We start from the raw sequence: 22,547 nt of genomic DNA, 5'->3' as shown, positions 1-22,547 counted from the left end.
CTACAGCGCGCAGATGAATCACACGTCCGACCGCCGCACCTTCGCGATCATCTCCCACCCAGACGCCGGCAAGACCACGCTGACCGAAAAGCTGTTGCTGTTCGGCGGTGCGATCCATCTTGCCGGCGAAGTGAAAGCACGCGGGCAGAACCGTCGCGCACGCTCGGACTGGATGAAGATCGAGCAGCAACGCGGCATCTCGGTGACGTCGTCGGTGATGACGTTCGAGCGCAACGGGCTGACCTTCAACCTGCTCGACACGCCGGGCCACGAGGACTTTTCCGAAGACACCTATCGCACGCTGACCGCGGTCGATTCGGCCGTCATGGTGATCGACGCTGCGCGCGGGATCGAGGCGCAGACCCGCAAGCTGTTCGAGGTCTGCCGGTTGCGCTCGGTGCCGATCATCACCTTCGTCAACAAGGTCGACCGCGAGGGCCGCCCGCCGTTCGAGCTGCTCGACGAGATTGCCGAGATGCTCCAGCTCGACGTCACGCCGATGAGCTGGCCCGTCGGGATGGGGAGCGATTTCGAGGGGGTGTACGATCTCCACGCCAACAGCCTCAGCCAGCCGGAGGGGCCGAGCCGCGAGTTCCTAGGCAAGGCGCTGAGCTTCACCGGGCTCGACGACCCCGCGCTTGCCGCCACGCTGAGCCCGGCGGGGCTGCAGTTGCTCCAGGACGAGTCCGAGCTCGCGCTTGGCGGCTATGGCGCGTTCGACGTCGAGGCGTATCGCGGGGGTGACCAGACCCCGGTCTATTTCGGATCGGCGTTGAAGGAGTTCGGGGTCGCCGAGCTGATCGACGCGCTCGGCCGCCATGCTCCGGGTCCGCGCCCGCAGCCCGCCGAGCCCGAGCAGGTGCTCCCCGAGCGTGCCGACGTCACCGGCTTCGTGTTCAAGGTCCAGGCGAACATGGATCCCAACCACCGCGATCGCATCGCGTTCATGCGGCTGTGTTCGGGGACCTTCAAGCGGGGCATGAAGTTGACCCCGACCGGGCACGGCAAGCCGATCGCGATCCACTCGCCGATCCTGTTCTTCGCGCGCGAACGCGAGCTGGCGGACGAGGCGTTTCCGGGCGACATCATCGGCATCCCCAACCACGGGACGCTGCGGGTGGGGGATACCTTGTCCGAGCGCGCGGACGTGCGCTTCACCGGGCTGCCCAATTTCGCGCCCGAAATCCTGCGCCGCGTCGCGCTCAAGGATCCGACCAAGACCAAGCAGTTGCGGAAAGCCCTCGACGACATGGCCGAGGAGGGCGTGACGCAGGTGTTCTACCCCGAGATCGGGTCGAACTGGATCATCGGCGTGGTCGGGCAGCTTCAGCTCGAGGTGCTGCTGTCGCGGCTCGAGGCGGAGTATAAGGTCGATGCGGGGCTCGAGATGGCACCGTACGACACCGCGCGCTGGGTGTCGGCGGCGGATCCGGCGGATCTCAAGGCGTTCATGGACCTGAACCGCACGTCGATGGCGAAGGATCGCGACAACAACCCGGTCTATATGGCGAAGACCGCGTGGGACGTGGGCTATGTCGCGGATCGCTACCCCAAGGTCACCTTCGCGGCGACGCGCGAGCGCTGACGAAGGCTCAAGGCTGATCCGGGCGCGTTCGTCACGACCTTTGGCGACGCCTCCGATACATAGTGCCGGTCGCGCTGGCGGAGGCAGCGTTCACGCGAGCAGCCGCCTCCTTGGGTGGCACCATGTTGCGCCAAGATATTTTGCAGCGAACGGAATTACATAGGGACAGAACGGCAAAGCGTGCCCGACTCTGCGGCTGCACCTGAGCCACTGTGCCGTAGTCTCGTATCTTCCTCAGCCCAGATCTTGCTCCAGCGCCCGCGCGAGCGAATCGCGCACGCTGAGGATCGCATCGATGCTCGACGCCGGCAGCGGCCCGGAGGGGCGTTTGCGTTCGGCCATCAGCGCCTGCTGGACGCCACGGATCGTATAGCCGTCCTCGTTGAGCATGGTCGCGATGCGCTGCACCAGCGCGACATCCTCGGGCCGATAATATCGCCGGTTTCCCGCGCGTTGCAGCGGCTTCAGCTGGGGAAACCGCGTTTCCCAATAGCGTAGGATATGCTGGGGCAGGCCAGTCTCGCGCGACAGTTCCCCGATCGTGCGATAGGCGCCATCCGCCTTCGCGGGCAGCAAGGGTTGCATCACCATGTCGGGTCTCAGTCAGCTTCGACGATGCGGTCGCGCATCATCTGGCTCGCCCGGAACGTCAGAACGCGGCGAGGGGCAATCGGCACTTCGATTCCCGTCTTGGGATTGCGGCCGATCCGCTCTCCCTTGTCGCGCAGGACGAACGTTCCGAAGCCCGAGATCTTGACGTTGTCCCCCTTCGCCAAGGCCCCGCACATGTGTCCGAGAATCTGTTCGACCAGACGCGACGAGTCTGCGCGCGACAGACCCACCTGATGATGTAGCGCTTCGGCCAGATCGGCCCTCGTCAACGTTCCTGCAGGCGCCATCCCGGTATCCCTCCCTAGCGGCAAGACGTTGGTCTAACACAAGGAAGGCAGGAACGGAAAGAGCTAGTTACAGAACCGTAACAAGGTTAAGACTAAAAGCGCACGACCGCGGCGCCCCAAGTAAAGCCGCCGCCCATTGCTTCGAGGACGATCAGGTCGCCCTGCTTGATCCGGCCGTCCTTGACTGCCGTATCCAGCGCGAGCGGGACCGATGCGGCCGACGTGTTCGCGTGCTGATCGACGGTGACGATCACCTTGTCTGGGGCCAGTCCAAGCTTGCGCGCGGTCGCATCCAGTATGCGCGCGTTGGCCTGATGCGGCACGACCCAGTCGACATCGGCGGCCGACAAGCCGCTGACCGCGAGCGTCTCGGTCATCACGCTGGCGAGGTTGACGACGGCGTGCCGGAACACTTCGCGTCCCTTCATGCGGACCTTGCCGACGGTTCCGGTCGTGGACGGACCGCCATCGACGTACAACAGCTCGTTATGCCGTCCATCGGCATGGAGGCGGGTCGCCAGAATCCCGCGACCCTCCGCGCCCGTATCATTATTGTCCTGACCTTCGAGCACGATAGCCCCGGCGCCATCACCGAAAAGGACGCAGGTAGTGCGATCTTCCCAATCGAGGATGCGGCTGAACGTCTCCGATCCGATCACGAGGGCGCGGCGCGCCGATCCCGCGCGGATCATGCTGTCCGCGACCTGCAGCGCGTACAGGAACCCGGAGCACACCGCTGCCACGTCGAAGGCGACGCAGTCGTTGATGCCAAGGCTCGCCTGCACCTTGGTCGCGCTGGACGGGAAGGTCTGGTCGGGGGTGGCGGTCGCCAGCACGATCAGATCGATGTCCTGCGCCGACAAGCCGGCCGAACCGAGCGCCGCGCGGCATGCATCGGCCGCCAGCGTGGCAGTCGTCTCGTCCGGCGCGGCGATATGGCGGAAGCGGATGCCGGTCCGCTCGACGATCCATTCATCCGAAGTATCGACGGTCTCGGCGAGTTCGGCATTCGATACGCGTCGCGCCGGGAGCGCGGATCCGGTTCCGACGATAACCGATCGAATCATGCTGCCTTCGCCTCGAATTCACGCAGGTCCTCGGCGATTCGCCGAGTCAGGTCGTCCCGTACCATCTTTGCCGCCGCTGCAATTGCGGTTGCCACGCCGATCTCGTTCGCGCCGCCATGGCTCTTCACAACGAGCCCATTCAGCCCGAGAAAGACGGCACCATTATGATTGTTCGGGTCGAGATGATGGCGCAGCAGGTCGGTCGCGGGCTTGGAGATCAGGAATCCGATCTTCGAGCGCACCGAGGACCGGAACGCGCGCTTGAGCAGATCCGCCACGAACCGCGCGGTGCCCTCGGCGGTCTTGAGCGCGATGTTGCCCGAAAACCCGTCGCAGACGATGACGTCGACGTCGCCGCGCGACAGTTTGTCGCCTTCGATGAAGCCGGTGAACTCGAGCGGGAGGTGCGATGCGTGGCGCAGCGCCCGGGCGGCGTCGCGAATCACGTCGGTGCCCTTCTGGTCCTCGCTGCCGATGTTGAGCAGCGCGACGCGGGGACGCGCGAGGTCGAGCGTGGTGCGCGCATAGGCCGCGCCCATCACGGCGAACTGGATGAGGTTGCGCGCATCGCATTCGGTATTGGCGCCCAGGTCGAGCACCACCGTATCATTGTCGCCAAGCGTCGGCATCAGTCCGGCGAGCGCAGGGCGGTCGATCCCGGGGATCATCCGCAGCGACAGCTTCGCCATCGCCATCATCGCGCCGGTGTTGCCGGACGAGACACAGGCGGCCGCGCGGCCTTGCTTCACCATGTCGATCGCAATGCCCATCGACGTCTTCTTCGACCGGCGAATCGCCTGGGTAGGCTTTTCGCTCGATCCGACGACCTCGGGCGCGTGGACGATCTCGGCATGCGCCGAAAGGTTGGGATGCTGCTTCAGCCCAGCAACAATCGCATTCTCGTCACCCACGAGAATGAACTGCATGTCGTCGTAGCGGCGGCGTGCCCGCGCGACTCCAGCCAGCATCACTGCCAGCCCTTCGTCGCCACCCATCGCGTCGACCGCGATCCGGGAGCTGTTCGTCACGCTGGCCGCTCCCTGAAAACGCGCAATGGGTACACGCCCGATAGCACGAGCCGCGCCGATCCCGTCGGGATCAGCCTTCGACCGACAGGATCTCGCGGCCGTTATAGTGGCCGCACGACGCACAGAGATTGTGCGGACGCTTCAGTTCGCCACAATTGGGGCATTCCTGGAACGACGCGACGGTCAGCGAATCATGGGCACGGCGCATGCCGCGCTTGGAAGGCGTGGTTTTTCTTTTGGGGACGGCCATTTCGGCGAAACCTTATACTTGTCTGAACCGGTGCGATAAGCCCGAACCAGGTACGACGCAATCGACGTCATGGTCGACCGCGCAAGCGGCACCGGCGGCCTGACATCTCGCGAAGATCGCGGCCTATAGCGATTCTATACGGCGTTGCAAGCTTTGCGCGCCCGTGCGACGGGTTTCTCCCGTTGTGAGGGGATATTTGCGATGATGAGCGGCTCGGACATGACCATTACGCTGGTGACCGCGGGGGCCGCGGCGATCATCAACCTGTGGCTGGCGATTCGGGTCGGTTCGGTCCGGACCAAGGCGAAGATCCTGTTGGGCGACGGCGGCAATGAAGTGCTGATTCGCCGCATGCGCGCGCACGCCAATTTCGTCGAATATGCGCCGTTCATCGTGATCCTGATCGGCTTGATCGAACTGACGTCCGGCAGTTCGTGGTGGCTGTGGGGCGCAAGCGCAGCGTTCCTGGTGGCACGGGTGGCGCATGCGCTGGGGATGGACGGCCTGCCAGTGGGCCGCATGGTCGGGACGATTCTGACCTTCCTGCTGCTGCTGGGCCTCGGTGGTTACGCGATTGCGGTGCCGCTCCTGGGGCACCACGCCAGAACGACGCTCGCCCCGAGCGCCGTTCCGGCGGGCTGAGCGGCATCCCCGAGGATGCCGCCGACGGTCAGGCAGCGAGCGCTGCGTCGCTGACGAACATGTTGGTCTGGCGCTCGTGCGCGAAGGTGCTGGCAGGGCCGTGGCCCGGCAGGAACGTCGTGTCGTCGCCGAGCGGCCAGAGTTTGGTCACGATCGAGTCGATCAGGTGCTGGTGATTGCCGCGGGGGAAATCGGTACGACCGACCGAACCGGCGAACAGCACGTCGCCGACGATCGCGAGCTTCGACGGGGCGTGATGGAAGATCACGTGGCCGGGCGTGTGCCCGGGCGTTTCATAGACGTCGAGCACGAGATCGCCGACGGTCACCGTGTCCCCCTCGACCAGCCATCGGTCGGATTCGAAGTTGACGCCGGGGATGCCATATTGTGCCCCGCTTTCCGACAGGGTCGAGGTCAGGAAGCGATCCTCCTCATGCGGTCCCTCGATCTGTACGCCGAGCGCGTCCGCGAGCGGCTTGGCCTCTCCGCAATGGTCGATATGGCCATGGGTCAGGATGATCTTCTCGATCGTCACGCCGTGCTGCGCCGCGGCTGCGTGCAGCCGCGGGAGGTCGCCGCCGGGATCGACAAACGCGCCGCGCATCGTCGCGGTGCACCACAGCAAGGTGCAATTCTGCTGGAGCGGGGTAACCGGAAGGATCGCGGCGCGAAGGGGTGGGGTGCTCATGGCCCGTGAATACGGTGGCGCGGGATAGGGAGCAAGACGCGGGTGGCGTTGGTGACGCCGGGGCTTGCCCCCGGGGCGCCTGACGGGGCATCTGATCCGCAGACATGCTGAGCCACCAGACCAAGCCCTTCGTCCTGCTCGACGATGCCCGCCCGGACGGCGCTCCGGCGCGGCTGTATGTCGATCCGCTCCGGATCGTCGAGGCGCATACGGTCGCGGAGGTGGACGGGGTGCTGGCGGCGATACGGGCGGCACGGCATGCCGGGCTGCACGCGGTCGGCTTCCTGGCCTATGAGGCGGCAGGCGCCTTCGAGCCCGCGGTGCCGCGACCGATCGCGACGGACCAGCCTTTGGCCTGGTTCGGGATCTTTGCCGATTATGCTGAGATCGCCCCCGATGCGGTCGCCGCGTTGCTGCCCGATCCGGCCGGGGCATGGAATTCCGAGCCTGTGCCGGCGATCGATCCCCTGGCCTACGATGCGCAGTTTGCGGCAGTCCAGGCGGAGATCGTCGCGGGGGGATTGTACCAGGCGAACCTGACCTATCGCGCCACGATGCAGGTCCGCGGCGACCCGCTGTCGCTGTACGCGCGGCTGCGGCGCAGCGCGGCCGCCGGGTTCGGCGCGCTCATCGACACGGGCGCGGCGACGATCCTCTCGCTGTCGCCCGAGCTGTTCTTTGCGCTGGAGAGGGAGCGGCTGACCTGCCGTCCGATGAAAGGCACGGCGCGGCGCCAGGCTGCGCACGACGCGGACAGGTCGGCCGCGACGGCGCTCGCGCAGGATACCAAGCAGCGCGCCGAAAATCTGATGATCGTGGACCTGATGCGCAACGATCTCGCCCGCGTCGCGCGCGCGGGATCGGTCGCGGTGCCGACGCTGTTCGCGGTCGAGACCTATCCGACGGTGCACCAGATGGTATCGACCATCACCGCGGACATCGCGCCGGGGAACGATGCGGTGGACGTGCTGGCGGCGCTGTTCCCGTGCGGGTCGATCACCGGCGCACCGAAGATTGCGGCGATGCAGGCGATCGGGCGGATCGAGCCGTCGCCGCGCGGCCTCTACACCGGCACGATCGCCCGCTTCGACGCGACCGGCGACGCGATGGCGAACGTCGCGATTCGCACGCTGACCTGGCCGAAGGGCGAGGACACGGCGACGCTCGGGGCGGGCGGGGGCATCGTCGCCGATTCGGATCCCGCTGCCGAGTGGGACGAAGCGCGGGCAAAGCTCGCCTTCCTCACGCATCGCGCGGGGCGGTTCGATCTGATCGAAACCATGGGGTTCGACCCGGAACAGGGCTTGCTGTTGCTCGACCGGCATCTCGAACGGCTCGCCGCGAGCGCGCGTGCGTTCGACTTCGTGTTCGATCGCCACACCGCCCGTAACGAACTTCAGGCCGCGACCTTCCGCCTGCGCGTGGCGTCGCGAGTCCGCTTGCTGCTGGCGCCGAGTGGCATGGTTGCGATCGAGGTCAGCGCGATGCCGGTTGCCTCCGATCAGCCGGTCGCCGTTGCCGTCATGCCCTTACCGGTTGCGGTCGCCGATATCAGGCTGCGCCACAAGACGAGCGACCGTCGCTTCTACGATCAGGCGCGGGCGGCATCCGGGGCATTCGAAGTCGTGTTCGAGCGTCCGGATGGGCGGCTGACCGAAGGCAGCTTCACGTCGCTGTTCGTCCCCCGCGGCGATGTGCTGGTGACACCGCCGCTGGCCGACGGCCTGCTGCCCGGGGTGCTGCGCGCGGACCTGCTGGCGAGCGGGCGCGCGGTCGAGGGGATGGTCACCGCGGCCGAACTGGCGCACGAATTTTTCATCGGCAATGCAGTGCGCGGTCTGATTCGTGCGCGACGAACGGTTGCGACGGCGCCAGCGGCGCGATAAGCGCACGCCCGACCCTTCGTGATTTAGGCCTTTGCTATGCACCCCTCCGCCGCGCTCAACCGGATCAAGCCATCGCCGACGCTGGCAATCACGTCGCGCGTGCAGGAATTGAAGCGCGCAGGGGTCGACGTGATCGGCCTCGGCGCCGGCGAGCCCGATTTCGACACGCCCGATTTCGTCAAGGAAGCCGCGATCAAGGCGATCCGCGACGGCCAGACCAAATATACCAACGTCGACGGCACGCCCGAGTTGAAGGCCGCGATCGCCGCCAAGTTCGCGCGCGACAACGGCCTGCGCTACACGCCCGACCAGATCAGCGTGAACGTCGGCGGCAAGCACACGCTGTTCAACGCGATCGTCGCGACGGTCGAGGCGGGTGATGAAGTGATCGTCCCCGCGCCTTATTGGGTCAGCTACCCCGACGTCGTGCTGTTCGCAGGCGGCACGCCGGTGTTCGTCGCCGCCGGCCCCGAGCAGGGTTACAAGCTGCTCCCCGAGCAGCTCGAGGCGGCGATCACGCCGAAGACCAAGTGGGTGATCCTCAACTCGCCGTCCAACCCGACGGGAGCCGCCTATACCGCAGCCGAGCTCAAGGCATTGGGCGACGTGCTCGAACGGCACCCGCACGTGTGGATTTTCTCGGACGATATGTACGAGCACATCCTGTACGACGGCTTCGAATTCGCGACGATCGCGCAGGTCTGCCCGTCGCTCTACGAGCGCACGCTAACCGTCAACGGCTGTTCCAAGGCCTATGCGATGACCGGCTGGCGGATCGGCTTTGCGGGCGGCGCATCGTGGCTGATCAAGGCGATGGCCAAGCTCCAGTCGCAGTCGACCAGCAACCCCTGCTCGATCGCCCAGGCGGCGGCGGTGGCGGCGCTCAACGGCGACCAGTCGTTCCTGAAGGAGCGGGCGGCGGCGTTCCAGGTGCGGCGCGACCTCGTCGTCGGCATGCTCAACGATGCCGAGGGGATCACTTGCCCGAAGCCGGACGGGGCGTTCTACGTCTATCCCGAATTCTCGGTCCTGATCGGAAAGTCGACGCCGTCGGGCAAGCTGATCGACAGCGACGAGGCGATGGTCGCCTATCTGCTCGACGATGCGAAGGTCGCGGCGGTGCAGGGCGCGGCGTTCGGTCTGTCGCCGGCGATGCGGATCTCCTATGCGACGTCGGATGCGCTGCTGAAATCCGCCTGCGAGCGGATCCAGGCGGCGTGCGCCGCGTTGAGGTGAACCGCACCCGAAACGATCGTTCAGCTTTTGGCAACGCTGCGTTTGCAATTTGGCTCTTGTCGCGGTGCAGCATGAGGACGATCTGACCGCTACGTTTTCTGGCGTTTCTGCCGGCGACGAAGAGGTAAGACGATGCGCAGCATCCTGAAGTCCGATTTCATCTGGCAGTTCGTTGGCGGCTTCGCGCTGGGCGCGGTCGCGCTCGTCACGTTGCACCCGGTCGAGGGCGCGCACGCCGCTACGCGGACCGAGGTTGCGGCGACGCGTTAACGACGAACTGCTTCCCCGGCGAAGGCCGGGGCCCAGTCGTGATGGCAGCAGTAACAGCGCGCAGCGGCTTCCACGATCCGGCGCGCTACTGGGCCCCGGCCTTCGCCGGGGAAGCAATTACCGGCCAGTGATCTCCCTTACCCCGCCAGACTCTTCGACGCCTGCTCGAACATGTCCTTCGACAGCCCCGGCGTCGCGACGATCCGCTCGAGCTCGGCGCGCATCAACCCCGCCCGCGCCGGATCGAACCGCCGCCAGCGCCCGAGCGGCGGGATCAGCTTGGCCGCGGTCTGTGGGTTGAGCTTGTCGAGCGCGATCAACTGGTCCGCCAGGAAGCGATACCCCGCCCCCGACGCCGCATTGAACGCACGCTGGTTCACCCCGAACGCCCCGATCAGCGCGCGCGCGCGGTTCGGGTTGGACAAAGTGAAGTCGCGATGCCGCGACAGCGCCTCGACCGCTGCGCCAGTATCGTCGCGCGGCGCCATCGCCTGCACCGAAAACCACTTGTCGAGCACCAGCGCATTGTCGCTGTAGCGATTGTAGAAGATGTCGAGCGCTGGCTCGCGCTGCGGGGCCTCGCCCCCGACCAATGTGGTCAGCGCGCTCTGCCGGTCGGTCATGTTGTCCGCCGCCTCGAACTGCGCGAACGCGAGGTCGCCCGCGTCCGACGCGCCCGATACCGCGATATAACCCAGCGCGACCGCCTTGAGCCGGCGCTGGCCCTTGGCGTCGGGTGAGTAGACATAGCCGCCGGTCGTGTTCGCCCGGGCGCGGTCATAGGCCGACCGCCATTCGCTCTCGAGCGCCCGCCCGATGTCGCGCCGGAGCGACTCACGCGCGCGGAAGATCGCCTCGGGGTCGACGATCGCGAGCTGGTCGCCGATGAAACTCTCCGAAGGGAGCAGCACGGCTTCTGCGATGAACGCCGAGTCGAGCGTGGCATCGGCAAGCGTACCCCTGATCGCGGCCACCACCGCCGCATGATCGGCGCGGCCCTGCGACGCACCTTGGACGAGCGTGTCGAGCATCAGCTGCTGCAACGCCTCGTAGCGCGCGAACGGATCGTCGTCCCGCGCGCCGAGGAAGGCGAGATCCTCCGCGGTCCGGTCGGTCGCGATGATCGCAGGCGCAGAGAAGCCGCGGTTGATCGACAGTACCGGGCGTTCGGTGACGGTCTCGAACACGATCGTCTGCTCGGCGTTGGTCAGCAGGATTGTCTGCTCGTCGGTCAGCGCATGGCCGGTCTCCGCCCCGAACAGCTTGATCTTGAGCGGCAGGACGACCGGGAGCTTGTCCGGCTGCCCCGGCGTCGGCGGAGTGCGCTGCGTCAGCACCAGTTCCGCGCGCGCCGACCCCAGATGGTGCGTCAGCGACGCGGTGACGCGTGGCGTGCCCGCCTGGCCGTACCAGCGCCGAAATTGCTTGAGGTCGACGCCGCTCGCTTCCTCGAGGCTTGCGACGAAATCCTCGCACGTCGCCGCGGTCCCATCGAACCGGTCGAAATACAGGTCGGTGCCGGCGCGGAAGCGGTCCGGGCCGAGGATCGTGGCCAGCATCCGGATGATCTCGGCACCCTTGTTGTAGATGGTGGCCGTGTAGAAGTTCGAGATTTCCTGATAGGCGTCGGGCCGGATCGGATGGGCGAGTGGCCCGGCATCCTCGGGGAATTGCGCGGCGCGCAGGCCCCGCACGTCCTCGATCCGCTTGACCGCGGCGGAACCCTGGTCGGCGGAGAAGGTCTGGTCGCGGTAGACCGTGAACCCTTCCTTCAGCGACAGCTGGAACCAGTCGCGGCAGGTGACGCGGTTGCCCGACCAGTTGTGGAAATATTCGTGCGCGACGACGGCGGCGATCGCGTCGTAATCGTAATCGGTCGCAGTGTCGGGGTCCGCCAGGATGTAGCGGCTGTTGAAGATGTTGAGCCCCTTGTTCTCCATTGCGCCGAAGTTGAAATCGTCGACCGCGACGATGTTGAACACGTCGAGGTCATATTCGCGGCCATAGACCCGCTCGTCCCACGCCATCGAGGTCTTGAGCGCGTCGAGCGCGTGGTGCGTGCGCTCCAGATCGCCCGCGCGGACCCAGATGCCGAGCTCGACCGTCCGGCCCGAGCTGGTGACGAAGCTGCCGCGATTGACCGCCAGGTCGCCCGCCACGAGCGCGAACAGGTAGCAAGGCTTGGGGAAGGGGTCGTTCCACGCCGCCCAATGCCGCCCGTCGCCCGCATCGCCCTGCGCGACCGGGTCGCCATTCGCCAGCAGCACCGGATAGCGCGCCTTGTCCGCCGTCATCCGCACGCTGTAGCGGCTCAGCACGTCGGGGCGATCGGGGAAGAAGGTGATGCGGCGGAAGCCCTCGGCCTCGCACTGGGTGCAGAGATTACCGCCCGAGGCGTAGAGTCCCATCAGCTGGGTGTTGCGATCGGGCGCGATCTCGACTTCGGTCTCGACGGTATGCGCGGAGCCGGGCAGCGTCAGCACCAGGGTGCCGTCCTCGATCACCCAGTCGTTGACCGGGACGTCGTCGACCTTGACCGAAAGGAGGGTCAGCCCGTCGCCATCGAGACGGAGCGGGCGGTGATGCGCGTCGCTGCGCAGCACGTGCAGCGTCGCGCGGACGCGGGTCCGCGCCGGATCGAGATCGAAATCCAGCGCGATTTCCGGGACCTGCCAGTCAGGCGCGGCATAATCCGCGCGACGGGTGACATGGGGCTGGGCGAGGCTGGTCTGGATGTCGAGCATTGTCCGAGATGTAAGGGGCACGTGGCGGACGTGCCACCGAAATCGCGTGGCGTGCGCAACCGGCTTGCCTCGCCTCGCGCGACTGCTACCCCCGGCGGGATGATGCGTAGCTTCCTCCTTATCGTGCTCGCGACACTGGCGCCTGCCGTTCGCGCCGAGACGCCGCGCGTACCGCTGGCCGCCGCCCTGCCCGACGATCAGGCGCAGATGAAGGCGCATGTCCTGTTCCTCGCCTCGGACGCGCTGCGCGGGCGGGACGCGGCGAGTCCCGAATATGCGATTGCCGCGCAATATGTCGCGGCGCAGTTCTTCGCGGCGGGGCTCGCGCCTGCGGGTGACGACGGTGGCTATCTGCAGACCGTGCCGCTCGTCAGTTATCGTCCCGCCGACCACGGCGATGTCGTGCTGACGCGCCCGGGGGCGGGGCCGCAACCGCTGATGTTCGGGGACGACTTTACCCCGGGCGCGATCGCCGGGGCGGCGCGCACCACGCTGGATGCGCGGGTCGTGTTCGTCGGGCAGGGAATCGTCGCACCGCGCTACAAGCGCGACGATTATGCGGGCGTCGACGTGCGCGGCAAGATCGTCGCTTTCTTTGGCGGCGCGCCCGAAAGCTTCCAGAGCGAGGAACGCGCGCATTTCCAGAGCCCCGCGACCAAGGCGGTGATCGCCGCGGCGCACGGGGCAGTCGGCACGATCCTGCTGACGCGCGGCGTCCTGCCCCCCGGCGGCGGCGGCTGGGACCGCGCGCGCACGACCTGGGCGCTTCGCGACGGAACCGGCGACATGCCGGGCGCGCCGCAACTCGCCACGCTGAGCGCGAGCGGCGCGGCCAAGCTGTTCACGGGCGCGCGGACGGCGTGGAAGACGATCCTTGACCGGTCCGCGAACGCCGAGGCGCGCTTCACCGCCGAACCGCTCGCCGCCAACCTCGCGGTGGCGATTCGTACCGCATTCGAACCGGCGAGCAGTGCCAACGTCGCGGGGATGATCCGTGGGCGCGATCCGGCGCTCGGCCAGGAGGTCGTGGTGCTGTCGGCGCATCTCGACCATCTGGGCGTCAAGGCGGAGGGGACGGGCGACCTGATCTACAATGGCGCGGAGGATAACGCCGTCGGGATCGCCGCGCTGATCGAGGAAGCGAAACGCTTCAAGGCGTCGGGCAAGCCGCCGCGCCGTTCGATCCTGTTCCTGGCGGTCACCGCGGAGGAAAAAGGGCTGGTCGGCTCGGATTATTTCGCGCGCCACCCGACCGTGCCGATCCGCAGCATAGTCGCGGACGTCAATCTCGACATGCCGATCCTGTCCTATCCGTTCGAGGACATGACCGTGTTCGGCGCGGATCGTTCGACACTCGGGCCGATCGTGGCGAAGGCGGTCGGGACGCTGGGGGTGACGATGTCGCCCGATCCCGATCCCGCGCAGGGCATCTTCGTGCGGTCCGACCATTATCGGTTCGTCCAGCAGGGGGTGCCGTCGGTGTTCCTGTGGCCGGGGCAGAAGGGCCCGGGCAAGGCCGCGACCGCCGACTTCTTCGCGCACCGCTATCACCAGGTCTCGGACGATCTCACGCAGCCGATCGACTGGGCGCAGGGGATCCGCTTCGTCAACGCCAACTACGCGATCGCGCGCGAGATCGCCGATGGCGACGCGCGGCCGCGATGGAACAAGGGCGATTTCTTCGGGCTGCTCTATGGGGGATATGGCGCGAAATGAGGGGACACATCTTCTTCACTTCCCCGGCGAAGGCCGGGGCCCAGTAGCGCTGGTTTCTGTAACTGGAAACTTCGCGCGATGACGAAACGTTTCGCTCCTGGGCCCCGGCCTGCGCCGGGGAAGGGTGAGGTTAGAATAAGGGCAAGGATATAATGCGCCTGTTGATCTTCGGCCTCGGCTACACCGCCCAGCATCTCGCGGACCGGTTGCGCCAGGACGGCTGGCGCGTCGTCGGCACCAGCCGTGACGGGCGCGCGGGGACGATCAGCTTCGACGACATGGACGCGGTGCGGCGCGAGATCGCAGTGGCCACGCACGTCCTGTCCTCGGTCCCCCCGGCGAACGAAACCGACCCCGTCCTCGCGGCCTATGGCGCCGACCTTGCCCGGCTCGGCGGATGGCGCGGCTATCTATCCTCGACCGGCGTCTATGGCGACGCGAACGGCGCGTGGGTCGATGAAACCACTCCGACCGGTACCGGCCGTCGTAGTGCTCGCGCGGAGGCGGATTCAGCGTGGCTCGCGGCGGGCGCGCATGTCTTTCGGCTGCCGGGCATCTACGGCCCCGGCCGTTCCCCGCTCGACCGGGTCGCGAGCGGTGCGGCGCACCGGATCGAGGCTCCGGGGCAGGTGTTCAGCCGCTGCCATGTCGACGACATCGTCTCGGGCGTAATCGCGGGGATGAACGGCCCGCCGGGCGCGTACAACCTCGCCGACGACCTGCCCGCGAGCCAGAACGACGTGGTCGACTTCGCCGCGCGGCTGCTCGGGATGGCCCCGCCGCCGTTCGTCGCGCTCGAGACGCTATCGGCGATGGCGCAGGGCTTCTACGCCGAGAACCGCCGGGTCGCGAACGGCAAGGCCAGGCGCGTGCTGTACTGGACCCCGCGCTACCCGGACTATCGCGCGGGTCTGCGCGCCTTGAGCGCGATGACCAGCCCGCCGACGACCAGCGCCGCGCCCGCCGCTGCCAGCGCCGACCAGCGATAACCCTCGAACAGCGTCGACAGGCACATCGCGATCACCGGCACCATAACGCCCGAATAGGCCGCCTTCGCCGGGCCGATCACGCGGAGCACGCCGAAATAGAGCGGAAAGGCGATCGCGGAGGCAAATACGCCGAGGTAGAGCGTCGCCGCGACATAGGCGAGCGTCGGCTCGAACACCGGCGGCCCGGTCGTGATCCAGGCGAACGCCCCGTCGAATAGCGCGCCCAGGAACATCGCCACAGCGAGCATCGGGATCATCGGATACCCCCGCGCGGTCTGCGTGCCTTGCATCACGTTGGCGGTGGAGGCGGAGAAGATCGCGAGGACGGTAAAGCCGATCCCGATCAGCACTTGCGTAGGCCCGTGCGGATCGACCCGCATCTCGCGCAGGAACAGAAGGGCCACGCCCGCCATCGCGACGCCCATCCCGACGACCAGTTGCCGCCCCAGTTTCTGCCCGAGGAAGATTCGCCCGAACACCGCATTGGGGAGCAGCATCAGCGCGAACACCACTGCCACCAGGCCTGACGTGATGTGCATCTCCGCGCGGTAGACGAAGTTGAAGTTGAGGCAGAATTGTGCGAGGCCGAGCAGGATCGCAAACCGCCACCCCCGCGCATCGAGCCGCAGTCGCTCCCGCCGTGCAAGCGCATAGCCCGCCATCACGACGCCGGCGATCAGGAAGCGGTAGGTCACCGACCAGCTCGCGGGAACGACACCGAGCTGGCCGCGGATGACGAGCCAGGTCGATCCCCAGATCAGCGTCACGATCCCGAACGGGATCAGGATCGCGAGCTGGCTCGATCGCGGTGGCCAGGCGCCGGGGGGCGCGGAACTCAAAGCGCGGCGATCGCGTCGGCGAGCGGCTGGATGTCCTTGGGGTCCTGATCCCAGGAGATCACGAGCCGCGCTTCGCCCGGGCCCCAGTCGTAGAAATCGAAGCCGAGGCCGCGCAGCTTCGCGGCTTCCTCCATGGTCACGCGGATGAACACCTCGTTCGCCTCGGTCGGGTGGATCAGTCGGTTGCCCGCAGCTTGGGCGAGCAGCGCCGCGCCCGCATTGGCGTTGCGCGCGAGGTCGAGCCACAGATTGCCCTCGAGCATCGCGAGCAACTGCGCGGCGAGATAGCGGCCCTTGCACAGCAACATGCCCGCGCGCTTGCGGCGGTACAGCGTCGCGTCGGCGAGATCGGTGTCGAAGAACACTAAGGCCTCGGCGTTCATCCCGCCGTTCTTGATGAACCCGAAGCTCAACGCGGTAACGCCCGCGCGCCAGGTCATGTCGGCGAGCGAGCAGTTCGACGAAGCGATCGCATTGGCGAAGCGCGCGCCGTCCATGTGGAGCCCGAGCTTGCGCGACTTGGCGAGGTCGCCGATCGCGGCGACGTCGGCAGGCGAATAGACGCGGCCATATTCGGTCGCGTTGGTGATCGAGATCGCGTGCGGCTGGGTCTGGTGGACGTCGTAGCGCGTCGCGTCGAGGACGGCGGAGATCGTCTCGGAGGTGAGCTTCGCGCCGTCACCCTCGGCGAGGAACAGCTTCGCGCCATGGGTGTAGAATTCGGGCGCGCCGCATTCGTCGTTCTGGATATGCGCGTCGCGGTGGCAGATGATGCTCCCGTGCGGCGGGCACATCGCGGCGAGCGCGAGGCAATTGGCGGCGGTGCCCGAGGGCACCCACAACGCGCGGACCTGCGTCTCGAACACTTCGGAGAAGCGCGCGTCGAGCTGCTTGCTCCAGCGGTCGCCGTCATAAGCGGTGTCGAGGGTGTTCGCGTCGGCCATGGCGGCAAACAGGGCGGGGTGCACCGGAGCGGCGTTATCGGAGAAGAAGCGCATGAGGTGTGCCTACGCGCGCGGTCGCGGGGGCGTCAACCGAAGGGAGGAGGGGTGGGGGCGCTTCCTTCCTCGCATCCGCTTCCCCGGCGGAGGCCGGGGCCCAGGAGTGATGGCCGAGGTAACGGCGCGCGGTCGCCAGCAATCCTCTGTTCCTCGACTGGGCCCCGGCCTTCGCCGGAGAAGCGCGACTGTGTCGACTGATGGAATTAGCGCAGCTTCGCCAATAGCATCTGTGATTACGTCGTAGCGTGCTCCGCTGCTCTAAACGCGCCTCCCGGCGAAGGCTGGGGCCCAGGAGGGATGGTCGACGTCACTGCGCGCAGTCGCCAGCAATCCTCTGTTCCTCGACTGGGCCCCGGCCTTCGCCGGGGAAGGGCAACTGTGTCGATTGATGGAATTAGCGCAGCTTCGCCAATAGCATCTGTGCTTACGTCGTAGCGTGCTCCACTGACCTCAATGCGCCTCCCCGGCGAAGGCCGGGGCCCAGGAGGGACGGTCGAGGTAACTGCGCGCAGTCGCCAGCAATCTTCTGGACCTCGATTGGGCCCCGGCCTTCGCCGGGGGGGATAGAGTATGGAATTAGCGCAGCTTCTCCAGCAGCGCGGTCGCTGCCGCGGTCTCCGCTTCCTGCTTCGAACTGCCCTCCGCCTCCGCCTCGGCAAACCCGCCGAGCGCGACCTTCACGCGGAAGCGTGGCGCGTGATGCGGGCCCGACCGCTCCATCACTTCATAGATCGGCGCCTTGCGGTTGTTCGCCGCGGCCCATTCCTGGAGCCCCGATTTCGGATGCTGCGGTGCGGCCAGCTGCCGGCTCGCGCGGTCGTCCCAGCAGGTGCGGACCGCGTGGCGTGCGCCCTCGAGCCCGGCCTCGAGATAGACCGCGCCGATCAGCGCCTCCATTACGTCGCCAAGGACATTGTCGCTGTCCGACGCGCCGTCGTCGCGCGCCTGCTTGCCGAGCTTGAGATACGGCACCACGCCGATCGAGCGCGCGACGTCGGCGCAGATCGCGCCCGTCACCAGCGCGTTCAACCGCTTCGACAAAGCACCTTCGGGCTCTTTCGGGAACAGCTCGAACAGCCATTCGGCCATCACCAGCCCGAGCACGCGGTCGCCCAGGAACTCGAGCCGCTCGTAATTCGCCGCCGCCTGGCTGCCGTGCGTCAGCGCGCGTTCGAACGGTGCGAGGTCGAGCGGACGATGCCCGAACGCGGCGGCGACCCAGTCCTGTAGTGCTACGCTCAAAAACCTGCCCCGATCCGTGACCAGCGCGCCGCGCTGAACCAGGTCCATGGCAGCAGCCAGCTCGCCGAGCCATCGGTCGAGAAGAACGACACGACCGCCTTGCCCTCAATCCGTTCCATCGGCACGAACCCCATGCCCTGTGGCGGGTCGAATCGGCTGTCGCCGCTGTCGTCGCGATTGTCGCCCATCACGAAGACGTTGCCTGCGGGCACCTTGTACACGGCGGTATCGTCCGCGCTCGGCATCTCGCCGCGATCGAGCACGGCATAGGTCTTGCCGTTGGGAAGCGTCTCCTGGAACTGGTGATAGCGGCAGATCGGCGTGCCCGATGCGTCCGCATCCTCGAACTCGGCAGGGCATTCGGTCCCGCCGGGATAATTGGGCGACAGCGGTATGGTGAAATCGGGCATCCGCACCTTGGGGATGGCCTTGTCGTTGAGGAACACCTGGCCGCCGCGCATCTGGACGGTGTCGCCGGGCAGGCCGATGACGCGCTTGATCACGTCATGGTCCTCGCCCGGAGGCCCACGGAACACGACGACGTCCCCGCGCGCTGGATCACGCCCGAGGATCCGGCCGGGGATCAGCGGCACGCCCCACGGCAGCGACCAGCGCGAATAGCCGTAATTCCACTTCGACACGAACAGGTAATCGCCGACGTAAAGCCGGGGCAGCATCGACTGCGACGGGATGCTGAACGGCGCGAAGATGAAGCTGCGGAACACGAACACGACGATCGCCAGCTTCAGGAAGAAGCTCAGCGTCTCGCGCGTCTCGGACTTCGCCGGTCTGGCTGCGCGGACGCGCGCTTTGCCGATCGGGGCGGGGGAGGGTTCGGTGTCGGCCATGCGGCGCGGTTTGCGGGGGACGGAGCGTGTCGTCAAGCTGGCGGTTGTAACTGGGTGACGCTAGGGCGATCTACACCGGGATTCGACCACCCAAACGCAACGAGGTACTCATGGCAGCCGACTGGACCGCGATCGAGGGGCTTCCCAGCCCCCGGCTTGAAACCCTGTTCGCGGAGGACGCCGACCGGCTGGCGCGGTTCAGCGTCGACGTCGCCGGGCTGCACTTCGATTTCTCCAAGACACACCTCACCGAACAGGCGGTTGCCGCGTTCGAGGCACTCGCCAAGGCGCAGGATCTCAGCGGCAAGCGCGAGGCGCTGTTCGCGGGCGAGATCGTCAACACCACCGAGGGCCGTGCCGCGACGCATGTCGCCGAGCGTGGCGAAGGCGCGGAAGACGATGTCGCCGCAGCCCGTGTGCTCCACGCCCGGATGCGTGCACTGATCGATGCGATCGAGGGCGGCGCGCTCGGCGACATCCGCCATGTGCTCCACGTCGGCATCGGGGGCTCGGCGCTCGGGCCGAACCTGCTGGTCGATGCCCTGGGACGCGAATCGGGGCGCTACGACGTCGCGATCGTCTCCAACGTCGATGGCTGCGCGCTCGAGGAAGCGTTTGCGAAGTTCGATCCGACCGCGACGCTGCTGGTCGTCGCGTCGAAGACTTTCACCACCAAGGAAACCATGCTCAACGCCGAGTCGGTGTTGCAGTGGATGGGCGAGGGCGGCGTCGACGACGTCTATGGCAAGGTCATCGCGCTGACCGCGGACCCCGACAAGGCGGTCGAATGGGGCGTCGACGAAACCCGCGTGCTGCCGTTCGCGGAGAGTGTCGGCGGGCGCTATTCCCTGTGGTCGTCGATCGGCTTCCCCGCCGCGCTCGCGCTCGGCTGGGACTGTTTTGCCGAGATGCTCGACGGTGCCGGCGAGATGGACCGGCATTTCCGCCAGACCTCGCTCGCGCACAATGCGCCGGTGCTCGCGGCGTTCGCCGACCTTTATTACACCCACAACCGCCACGCCGAGACGCGCGCGACCTTCGCTTATGACGAGCGGTTGCGGCTGCTCCCGTCCTATCTCCAGCAGCTCGAGATGGAATCGAACGGCAAGGGCGTGACGATCGACGGCGAGAAGCTCAACGGCCCGTCCGCGCCGATCACCTGGGGCGGGGTCGGCACCGATGCGCAACATGCGGTGTTCCAGCTGCTCCACCAGGGCACGCATCTGGTCCCGGTCGAGTTCGTCGCGGTGATCGAGCCGGGCGACACGCTCGCCGAGGATCACCATCGCCAGCTGCTGCTCAATGCGTTCGCGCAAGGCGCCGCGCTGATGAAGGGCCGCCCGAACGACGATGCCGCGCGCAGCTATTCGGGCGACCGTCCGTCGTCGACGATCCTGCTCGACGATCTCGACGCGCGCACGCTCGGTGCGCTGATCGCCTTCTACGAACAGCGCGTGTTCGTGAATGCGACGCTGATCGGGATCAACCCGTTCGACCAGTTCGGCGTCGAGCTCGGCAAGGAAATGGCCAAGGCGGCGGATGCGGGCGGGCAGGAATTCGACGTGTCGACCACCGACCTGATCAAGCGCGCGTTCGGATGATCGTGCTCGCGGCGATGATGGCTTCGATGACGGTGGCGGACATGCGCCAAAAACGACGGGTGCTGATCATCGCCGCGCCCGGTGCGGCGGATGCGCGCAGGGTCGCGCAGCAGGCCGCGCTCGGGGGGAGGTCCAGGGAACTCGACGACCGCGACGTCACGGTCGTCGAGCTTGCCGGGGATACGGTCAAAGGCGCGGCGGACTCCGCCACGTCGCTGCGCGCGCGGTGGCGGTTGCCCCGGGCCGCGTTCGGCGTGGTGCTGGTCGGCAAGGACGGCCACGCCGCGCTGCGCCGTTCGGAGCCGATCGACGCCGCGACGCTGGTCGCGACGATCGACGCGATGCCGATGCGGCGCGCGGGGCAACGCTAGCGATACGCGATACTGCCCAATCCGCTGGAAACGAACGGTGGGGGCGGTGACTGACAGAGATTTACAGGCCGCGTGTTTGCCGGCCCCGGAAGGACAAGACATGGCTGAGTATGACTACGACCTTTTCGTCATCGGTGCAGGCTCCGGCGGCACCCGCGCGTCGCGTGTCGCGGCAGCGCATGGCGCGAAGGTTGCGGTGGCCGAGGAATATCGCGTTGGAGGCACCTGCGTCATCCGTGGCTGCGTGCCCAAGAAGCTGCTCGTCTATGGCGCGCATTTCGCCGAGGATCTGAAGGACGCGCGCCGCTTCGGCTGGGACGTGCCCGAGAACCTGGGGTTCGACTGGGTCCGGCTGCGGGACAATGTGCTGGAGGAAGTCGACCGGATCAATTCGGCCTATACCGACACGCTGACCAACAACGGCGTCGAGATCATCCTCGACCGCGCGACCGTCACCGGCCCGCATTCGGTCAAGCTCGGCGACGGGCGCGAAGTCACCGCGGGCAAGATCCTGATCGCGGTCGGGGCGACGCCGATCGTGCCGGAGTGCCCCGGGCACGAACTCGGCATCACCTCGAACGAGGCGTTCCATCTCGACGCGGTGCCCAAGCGCATCCTGATCGCGGGCGCAGGTTATATTGCCAACGAATTCGCCGGCATCTTCAACGAATTCGGCGCGAAGGTGACGCTCATCAACCGCACCGACGTAATCCTGCGCGGCTATGATGAATCGATCCGCGATCGCCTGCTCCAGATCTCGATGATGAAGGGGCTCGATTTCCGCTTCAACGCCGAGTTCCGCGGGATCGAGAAGCAGCCGGACGGGTGCCTGCGCGTGTCGATGAGCGGGCACGAGCCGATCGACGTGGATTGCGTGATGTTCGCGACCGGCCGTTCGCCCAATACCGAAGGGCTCGGGCTGGACAGCGCCGGCGTCGAACTGGACGACAAGGGCGCCATCGTGGTCGACGAAGACAACAAGTCCACCTGCGACAGCATCTATGCGGTCGGCGACGTCACCAACCGCGTCCAGCTCACCCCCGTCGCGATCCGGGAAGGGCAGGCATTCGCCGACACGATGTACGGCAACAAGCCGCACCGGGTGGATTACGAGAACATCCCCTCGGCGGTGTTTAGCCATCCCCCGATGGCGGGCGTCGGGCTGACCGAGGCGCAGGCGAAGAACAAGTTCGGTTCGGTCAAGGTCTACATGTCCGACTTCCGCCCGATGAAGAACGTGCTCGCCGGCCGCAACGAGCGCGCGCTGTACAAGATGGTGTGCAACGCCGAGACCGGCCAGGTGCTCGGACTGCACATGATCGGGCCGGATTCGCCCGAGATCCTGCAGGCGGCGGCGGTCGCGGTGAAGGCGGGGCTGACCAAGGACGCGTTCGACCAGACGGTCGCGCTGCATCCGTCGATGGCAGAGGAACTGGTGCTGCTGCGGTAGCAACGGCGGCCGATCTCGGGGCATGGCGACGCTGGTCGCCGTGCCGTCGGCCACCTAGTCGCTTGAGTGGCTGGACGCTAAGCGCTAACGAGCCCGGGCATAGCCGAGCTGTCGAGAATAGTCGCACGGTCCATTTCCGGTCAATTACGGTTAGAGGTTTCATGTCAGCCAGCGACTTGCCTTCGGCAAAAGGTC

Annotated in this window: 21 protein-coding genes; 10 read left to right on the top strand and 11 right to left on the bottom strand. The window is 66.9% G+C overall.

Going from position 1 to position 22,547, the window contains the following annotated elements; translation table 11 throughout:
• Positions 1–13: 13 nt before the first annotated feature.
• The gene (locus L8K25_RS14430) at positions 14–1,585 is read left to right on the top strand and encodes a peptide chain release factor 3 (protein ID WP_242139686.1); all 1,572 of its coding nucleotides are present in this window, start codon (positions 14–16) and stop codon (positions 1,583–1,585) included.
• A gap of 234 nt (positions 1,586–1,819) precedes the next feature.
• Here L8K25_RS14430 and L8K25_RS14425 read toward each other — a convergent pair whose 3' ends face one another.
• From L8K25_RS14425 to rpmF, 5 genes are all read right to left on the bottom strand, one after another.
• A complete protein-coding gene (locus L8K25_RS14425) occupies positions 1,820–2,176 on the bottom strand; it encodes a MerR family transcriptional regulator (protein WP_242139685.1) in 357 nt (118 codons plus the stop codon).
• A gap of 8 nt (positions 2,177–2,184) precedes the next feature.
• Positions 2,185–2,484 (bottom strand): integration host factor subunit alpha, encoded by a 300-nt coding sequence (locus tag L8K25_RS14420; protein WP_242139684.1) that lies wholly within the window; start codon positions 2,482–2,484, stop codon positions 2,185–2,187.
• 92 nt (positions 2,485–2,576) lie between these two features.
• The gene (locus L8K25_RS14415; protein WP_242139683.1) at positions 2,577–3,551 is read right to left on the bottom strand and encodes a beta-ketoacyl-ACP synthase III; all 975 of its coding nucleotides are present in this window, start codon (positions 3,549–3,551) and stop codon (positions 2,577–2,579) included.
• Positions 3,548–4,579: a phosphate acyltransferase PlsX gene (gene plsX, locus L8K25_RS14410; RefSeq protein WP_242139682.1), complete on the bottom strand. Its 1,032-nt coding sequence runs from the start codon at positions 4,577–4,579 to the stop codon at positions 3,548–3,550. The genes L8K25_RS14415 and plsX overlap by 4 nt, the downstream gene beginning before the upstream one ends.
• A 70-nt stretch (positions 4,580–4,649) precedes the next feature.
• Positions 4,650–4,829 (bottom strand): 50S ribosomal protein L32, encoded by a 180-nt coding sequence (gene rpmF / locus L8K25_RS14405; RefSeq protein WP_242139681.1) that lies wholly within the window; start codon positions 4,827–4,829, stop codon positions 4,650–4,652.
• 201 nt (positions 4,830–5,030) lie between these two features.
• Between rpmF and L8K25_RS14400 the strand changes: the two genes are divergently transcribed.
• Positions 5,031–5,471 (top strand): MAPEG family protein, encoded by a 441-nt coding sequence (locus tag L8K25_RS14400; RefSeq protein ID WP_347341158.1) that lies wholly within the window; start codon positions 5,031–5,033, stop codon positions 5,469–5,471.
• A gap of 28 nt (positions 5,472–5,499) precedes the next feature.
• Here L8K25_RS14400 and L8K25_RS14395 read toward each other — a convergent pair whose 3' ends face one another.
• On the bottom strand, positions 5,500–6,159 hold the full coding sequence (locus L8K25_RS14395; protein WP_242139680.1) for an MBL fold metallo-hydrolase: 660 nt from the start codon (positions 6,157–6,159) through the stop codon (positions 5,500–5,502).
• Positions 6,160–6,263: 104 nt separating this feature from the next.
• Between L8K25_RS14395 and pabB the strand changes: the two genes are divergently transcribed.
• From pabB to L8K25_RS14380, 3 genes are all read left to right on the top strand, one after another.
• Complete coding sequence (pabB, locus tag L8K25_RS14390) at positions 6,264–8,045, top strand: aminodeoxychorismate synthase component I (RefSeq protein WP_242139679.1); 1,782 nt, start codon at positions 6,264–6,266, stop codon at positions 8,043–8,045.
• Between the two features lie 36 nt (positions 8,046–8,081).
• On the top strand, positions 8,082–9,281 hold the full coding sequence (locus L8K25_RS14385; RefSeq protein WP_242139678.1) for a pyridoxal phosphate-dependent aminotransferase: 1,200 nt from the start codon (positions 8,082–8,084) through the stop codon (positions 9,279–9,281).
• 132 nt (positions 9,282–9,413) lie between these two features.
• The gene (locus L8K25_RS14380) at positions 9,414–9,551 is read left to right on the top strand and encodes a hypothetical protein (protein ID WP_242139677.1); all 138 of its coding nucleotides are present in this window, start codon (positions 9,414–9,416) and stop codon (positions 9,549–9,551) included.
• Between the two features lie 137 nt (positions 9,552–9,688).
• Here L8K25_RS14380 and pepN read toward each other — a convergent pair whose 3' ends face one another.
• Positions 9,689–12,295, bottom strand: a complete 2,607-nt coding sequence (gene pepN / locus L8K25_RS14375; protein WP_242139676.1) for an aminopeptidase N — start codon at positions 12,293–12,295, stop codon at positions 9,689–9,691.
• Positions 12,296–12,316: 21 nt separating this feature from the next.
• Between pepN and L8K25_RS14370 the strand changes: the two genes are divergently transcribed.
• Positions 12,317–14,011, top strand: coding sequence for a M28 family peptidase (locus tag L8K25_RS14370; protein ID WP_347341157.1), 1,695 nt, complete (start codon positions 12,317–12,319; stop codon positions 14,009–14,011).
• Between the two features lie 152 nt (positions 14,012–14,163).
• Positions 14,164–15,000, top strand: coding sequence for an SDR family oxidoreductase (locus L8K25_RS14365; protein ID WP_242139675.1), 837 nt, complete (start codon positions 14,164–14,166; stop codon positions 14,998–15,000).
• Here L8K25_RS14365 and L8K25_RS14360 read toward each other — a convergent pair.
• The 4 genes from L8K25_RS14360 to lepB form a co-directional block, all read right to left on the bottom strand.
• Entirely contained in the window at positions 14,910–15,839 is a 930-nt protein-coding gene (locus L8K25_RS14360) for an EamA family transporter (protein WP_242139674.1), read from the bottom strand. The two genes, L8K25_RS14365 and L8K25_RS14360, sit on opposite strands and share 91 nt — an antisense overlap.
• A complete protein-coding gene (locus tag L8K25_RS14355; protein WP_242139673.1) occupies positions 15,836–16,837 on the bottom strand; it encodes a beta-eliminating lyase-related protein in 1,002 nt (333 codons plus the stop codon). Before L8K25_RS14355 ends, L8K25_RS14360 begins: the two co-directional genes overlap by 4 nt.
• Before the next feature lie 579 nt (positions 16,838–17,416).
• On the bottom strand, positions 17,417–18,082 hold the full coding sequence (gene rnc, locus L8K25_RS14350; RefSeq protein WP_242139672.1) for a ribonuclease III: 666 nt from the start codon (positions 18,080–18,082) through the stop codon (positions 17,417–17,419).
• Positions 18,079–18,930: a signal peptidase I gene (lepB, locus tag L8K25_RS14345; protein WP_242139671.1), complete on the bottom strand. Its 852-nt coding sequence runs from the start codon at positions 18,928–18,930 to the stop codon at positions 18,079–18,081. Before lepB ends, rnc begins: the two co-directional genes overlap by 4 nt.
• A 110-nt stretch (positions 18,931–19,040) precedes the next feature.
• On the opposite strand from lepB, the gene pgi reads away from it, so the two are divergent.
• The 3 genes from pgi (at position 19,041) to gorA (ending at position 22,352) form a co-directional block, all read left to right on the top strand.
• A complete protein-coding gene (pgi, locus tag L8K25_RS14340) occupies positions 19,041–20,531 on the top strand; it encodes a glucose-6-phosphate isomerase (protein ID WP_242139670.1) in 1,491 nt (496 codons plus the stop codon).
• Positions 20,528–20,902 (top strand): DUF4174 domain-containing protein, encoded by a 375-nt coding sequence (locus tag L8K25_RS14335; protein ID WP_242139669.1) that lies wholly within the window; start codon positions 20,528–20,530, stop codon positions 20,900–20,902. Before pgi ends, L8K25_RS14335 begins: the two co-directional genes overlap by 4 nt.
• Positions 20,903–21,002: 100 nt before the next feature.
• Positions 21,003–22,352: a glutathione-disulfide reductase gene (gorA, locus tag L8K25_RS14330; protein WP_242139668.1), complete on the top strand. Its 1,350-nt coding sequence runs from the start codon at positions 21,003–21,005 to the stop codon at positions 22,350–22,352.
• Positions 22,353–22,547: the final 195 nt, after the last annotated feature.

Origin of the sequence: Sphingomonas sp. TREG-RG-20F-R18-01, assembly GCF_022662475.1 — a bacterium.
Lineage (GTDB): Bacteria > Pseudomonadota > Alphaproteobacteria > Sphingomonadales > Sphingomonadaceae > Sphingomonas.
The sequence above is the reverse complement of the archived record's forward strand: the minus strand, read 5'-3'. Positions and strand labels throughout refer to the sequence as shown.

Bases quoted from the DNA above. Each gene is read 5' to 3' on its own strand.
- pgi (WP_242139670.1), top strand. From the start codon at position 19,041: ATGGCAGCCGACTGGACCGCGATCGAGGGGCTTCCCAGCCCCCGGCTT.
- L8K25_RS14395 (WP_242139680.1), bottom strand. From the start codon at position 6,159: ATGAGCACCCCACCCCTTCGCGCCGCGATCCTTCCGGTTACCCCGCTC.
- L8K25_RS14355 (WP_242139673.1), bottom strand. From the start codon at position 16,837: ATGCGCTTCTTCTCCGATAACGCCGCTCCGGTGCACCCCGCCCTGTTT.
- pepN (WP_242139676.1), bottom strand. From the start codon at position 12,295: ATGCTCGACATCCAGACCAGCCTCGCCCAGCCCCATGTCACCCGTCGC.
- L8K25_RS14420 (WP_242139684.1), bottom strand. From the start codon at position 2,484: ATGGCGCCTGCAGGAACGTTGACGAGGGCCGATCTGGCCGAAGCGCTA.
- L8K25_RS14380 (WP_242139677.1), top strand. From the start codon at position 9,414: ATGCGCAGCATCCTGAAGTCCGATTTCATCTGGCAGTTCGTTGGCGGC.
- L8K25_RS14365 (WP_242139675.1), top strand. From the start codon at position 14,164: ATGCGCCTGTTGATCTTCGGCCTCGGCTACACCGCCCAGCATCTCGCG.
- L8K25_RS14400 (WP_347341158.1), top strand. From the start codon at position 5,031: ATGATGAGCGGCTCGGACATGACCATTACGCTGGTGACCGCGGGGGCC.
- L8K25_RS14335 (WP_242139669.1), top strand. From the start codon at position 20,528: ATGATCGTGCTCGCGGCGATGATGGCTTCGATGACGGTGGCGGACATG.
- gorA (WP_242139668.1), top strand. From the start codon at position 21,003: ATGGCTGAGTATGACTACGACCTTTTCGTCATCGGTGCAGGCTCCGGC.
- lepB (WP_242139671.1), bottom strand. From the start codon at position 18,930: ATGGCCGACACCGAACCCTCCCCCGCCCCGATCGGCAAAGCGCGCGTC.
- L8K25_RS14415 (WP_242139683.1), bottom strand. From the start codon at position 3,551: ATGATTCGATCGGTTATCGTCGGAACCGGATCCGCGCTCCCGGCGCGA.
- rpmF (WP_242139681.1), bottom strand. From the start codon at position 4,829: ATGGCCGTCCCCAAAAGAAAAACCACGCCTTCCAAGCGCGGCATGCGC.
- L8K25_RS14385 (WP_242139678.1), top strand. From the start codon at position 8,082: ATGCACCCCTCCGCCGCGCTCAACCGGATCAAGCCATCGCCGACGCTG.
- L8K25_RS14430 (WP_242139686.1), top strand. From the start codon at position 14: ATGAATCACACGTCCGACCGCCGCACCTTCGCGATCATCTCCCACCCA.
- L8K25_RS14425 (WP_242139685.1), bottom strand. From the start codon at position 2,176: ATGGTGATGCAACCCTTGCTGCCCGCGAAGGCGGATGGCGCCTATCGC.
- pabB (WP_242139679.1), top strand. From the start codon at position 6,264: ATGCTGAGCCACCAGACCAAGCCCTTCGTCCTGCTCGACGATGCCCGC.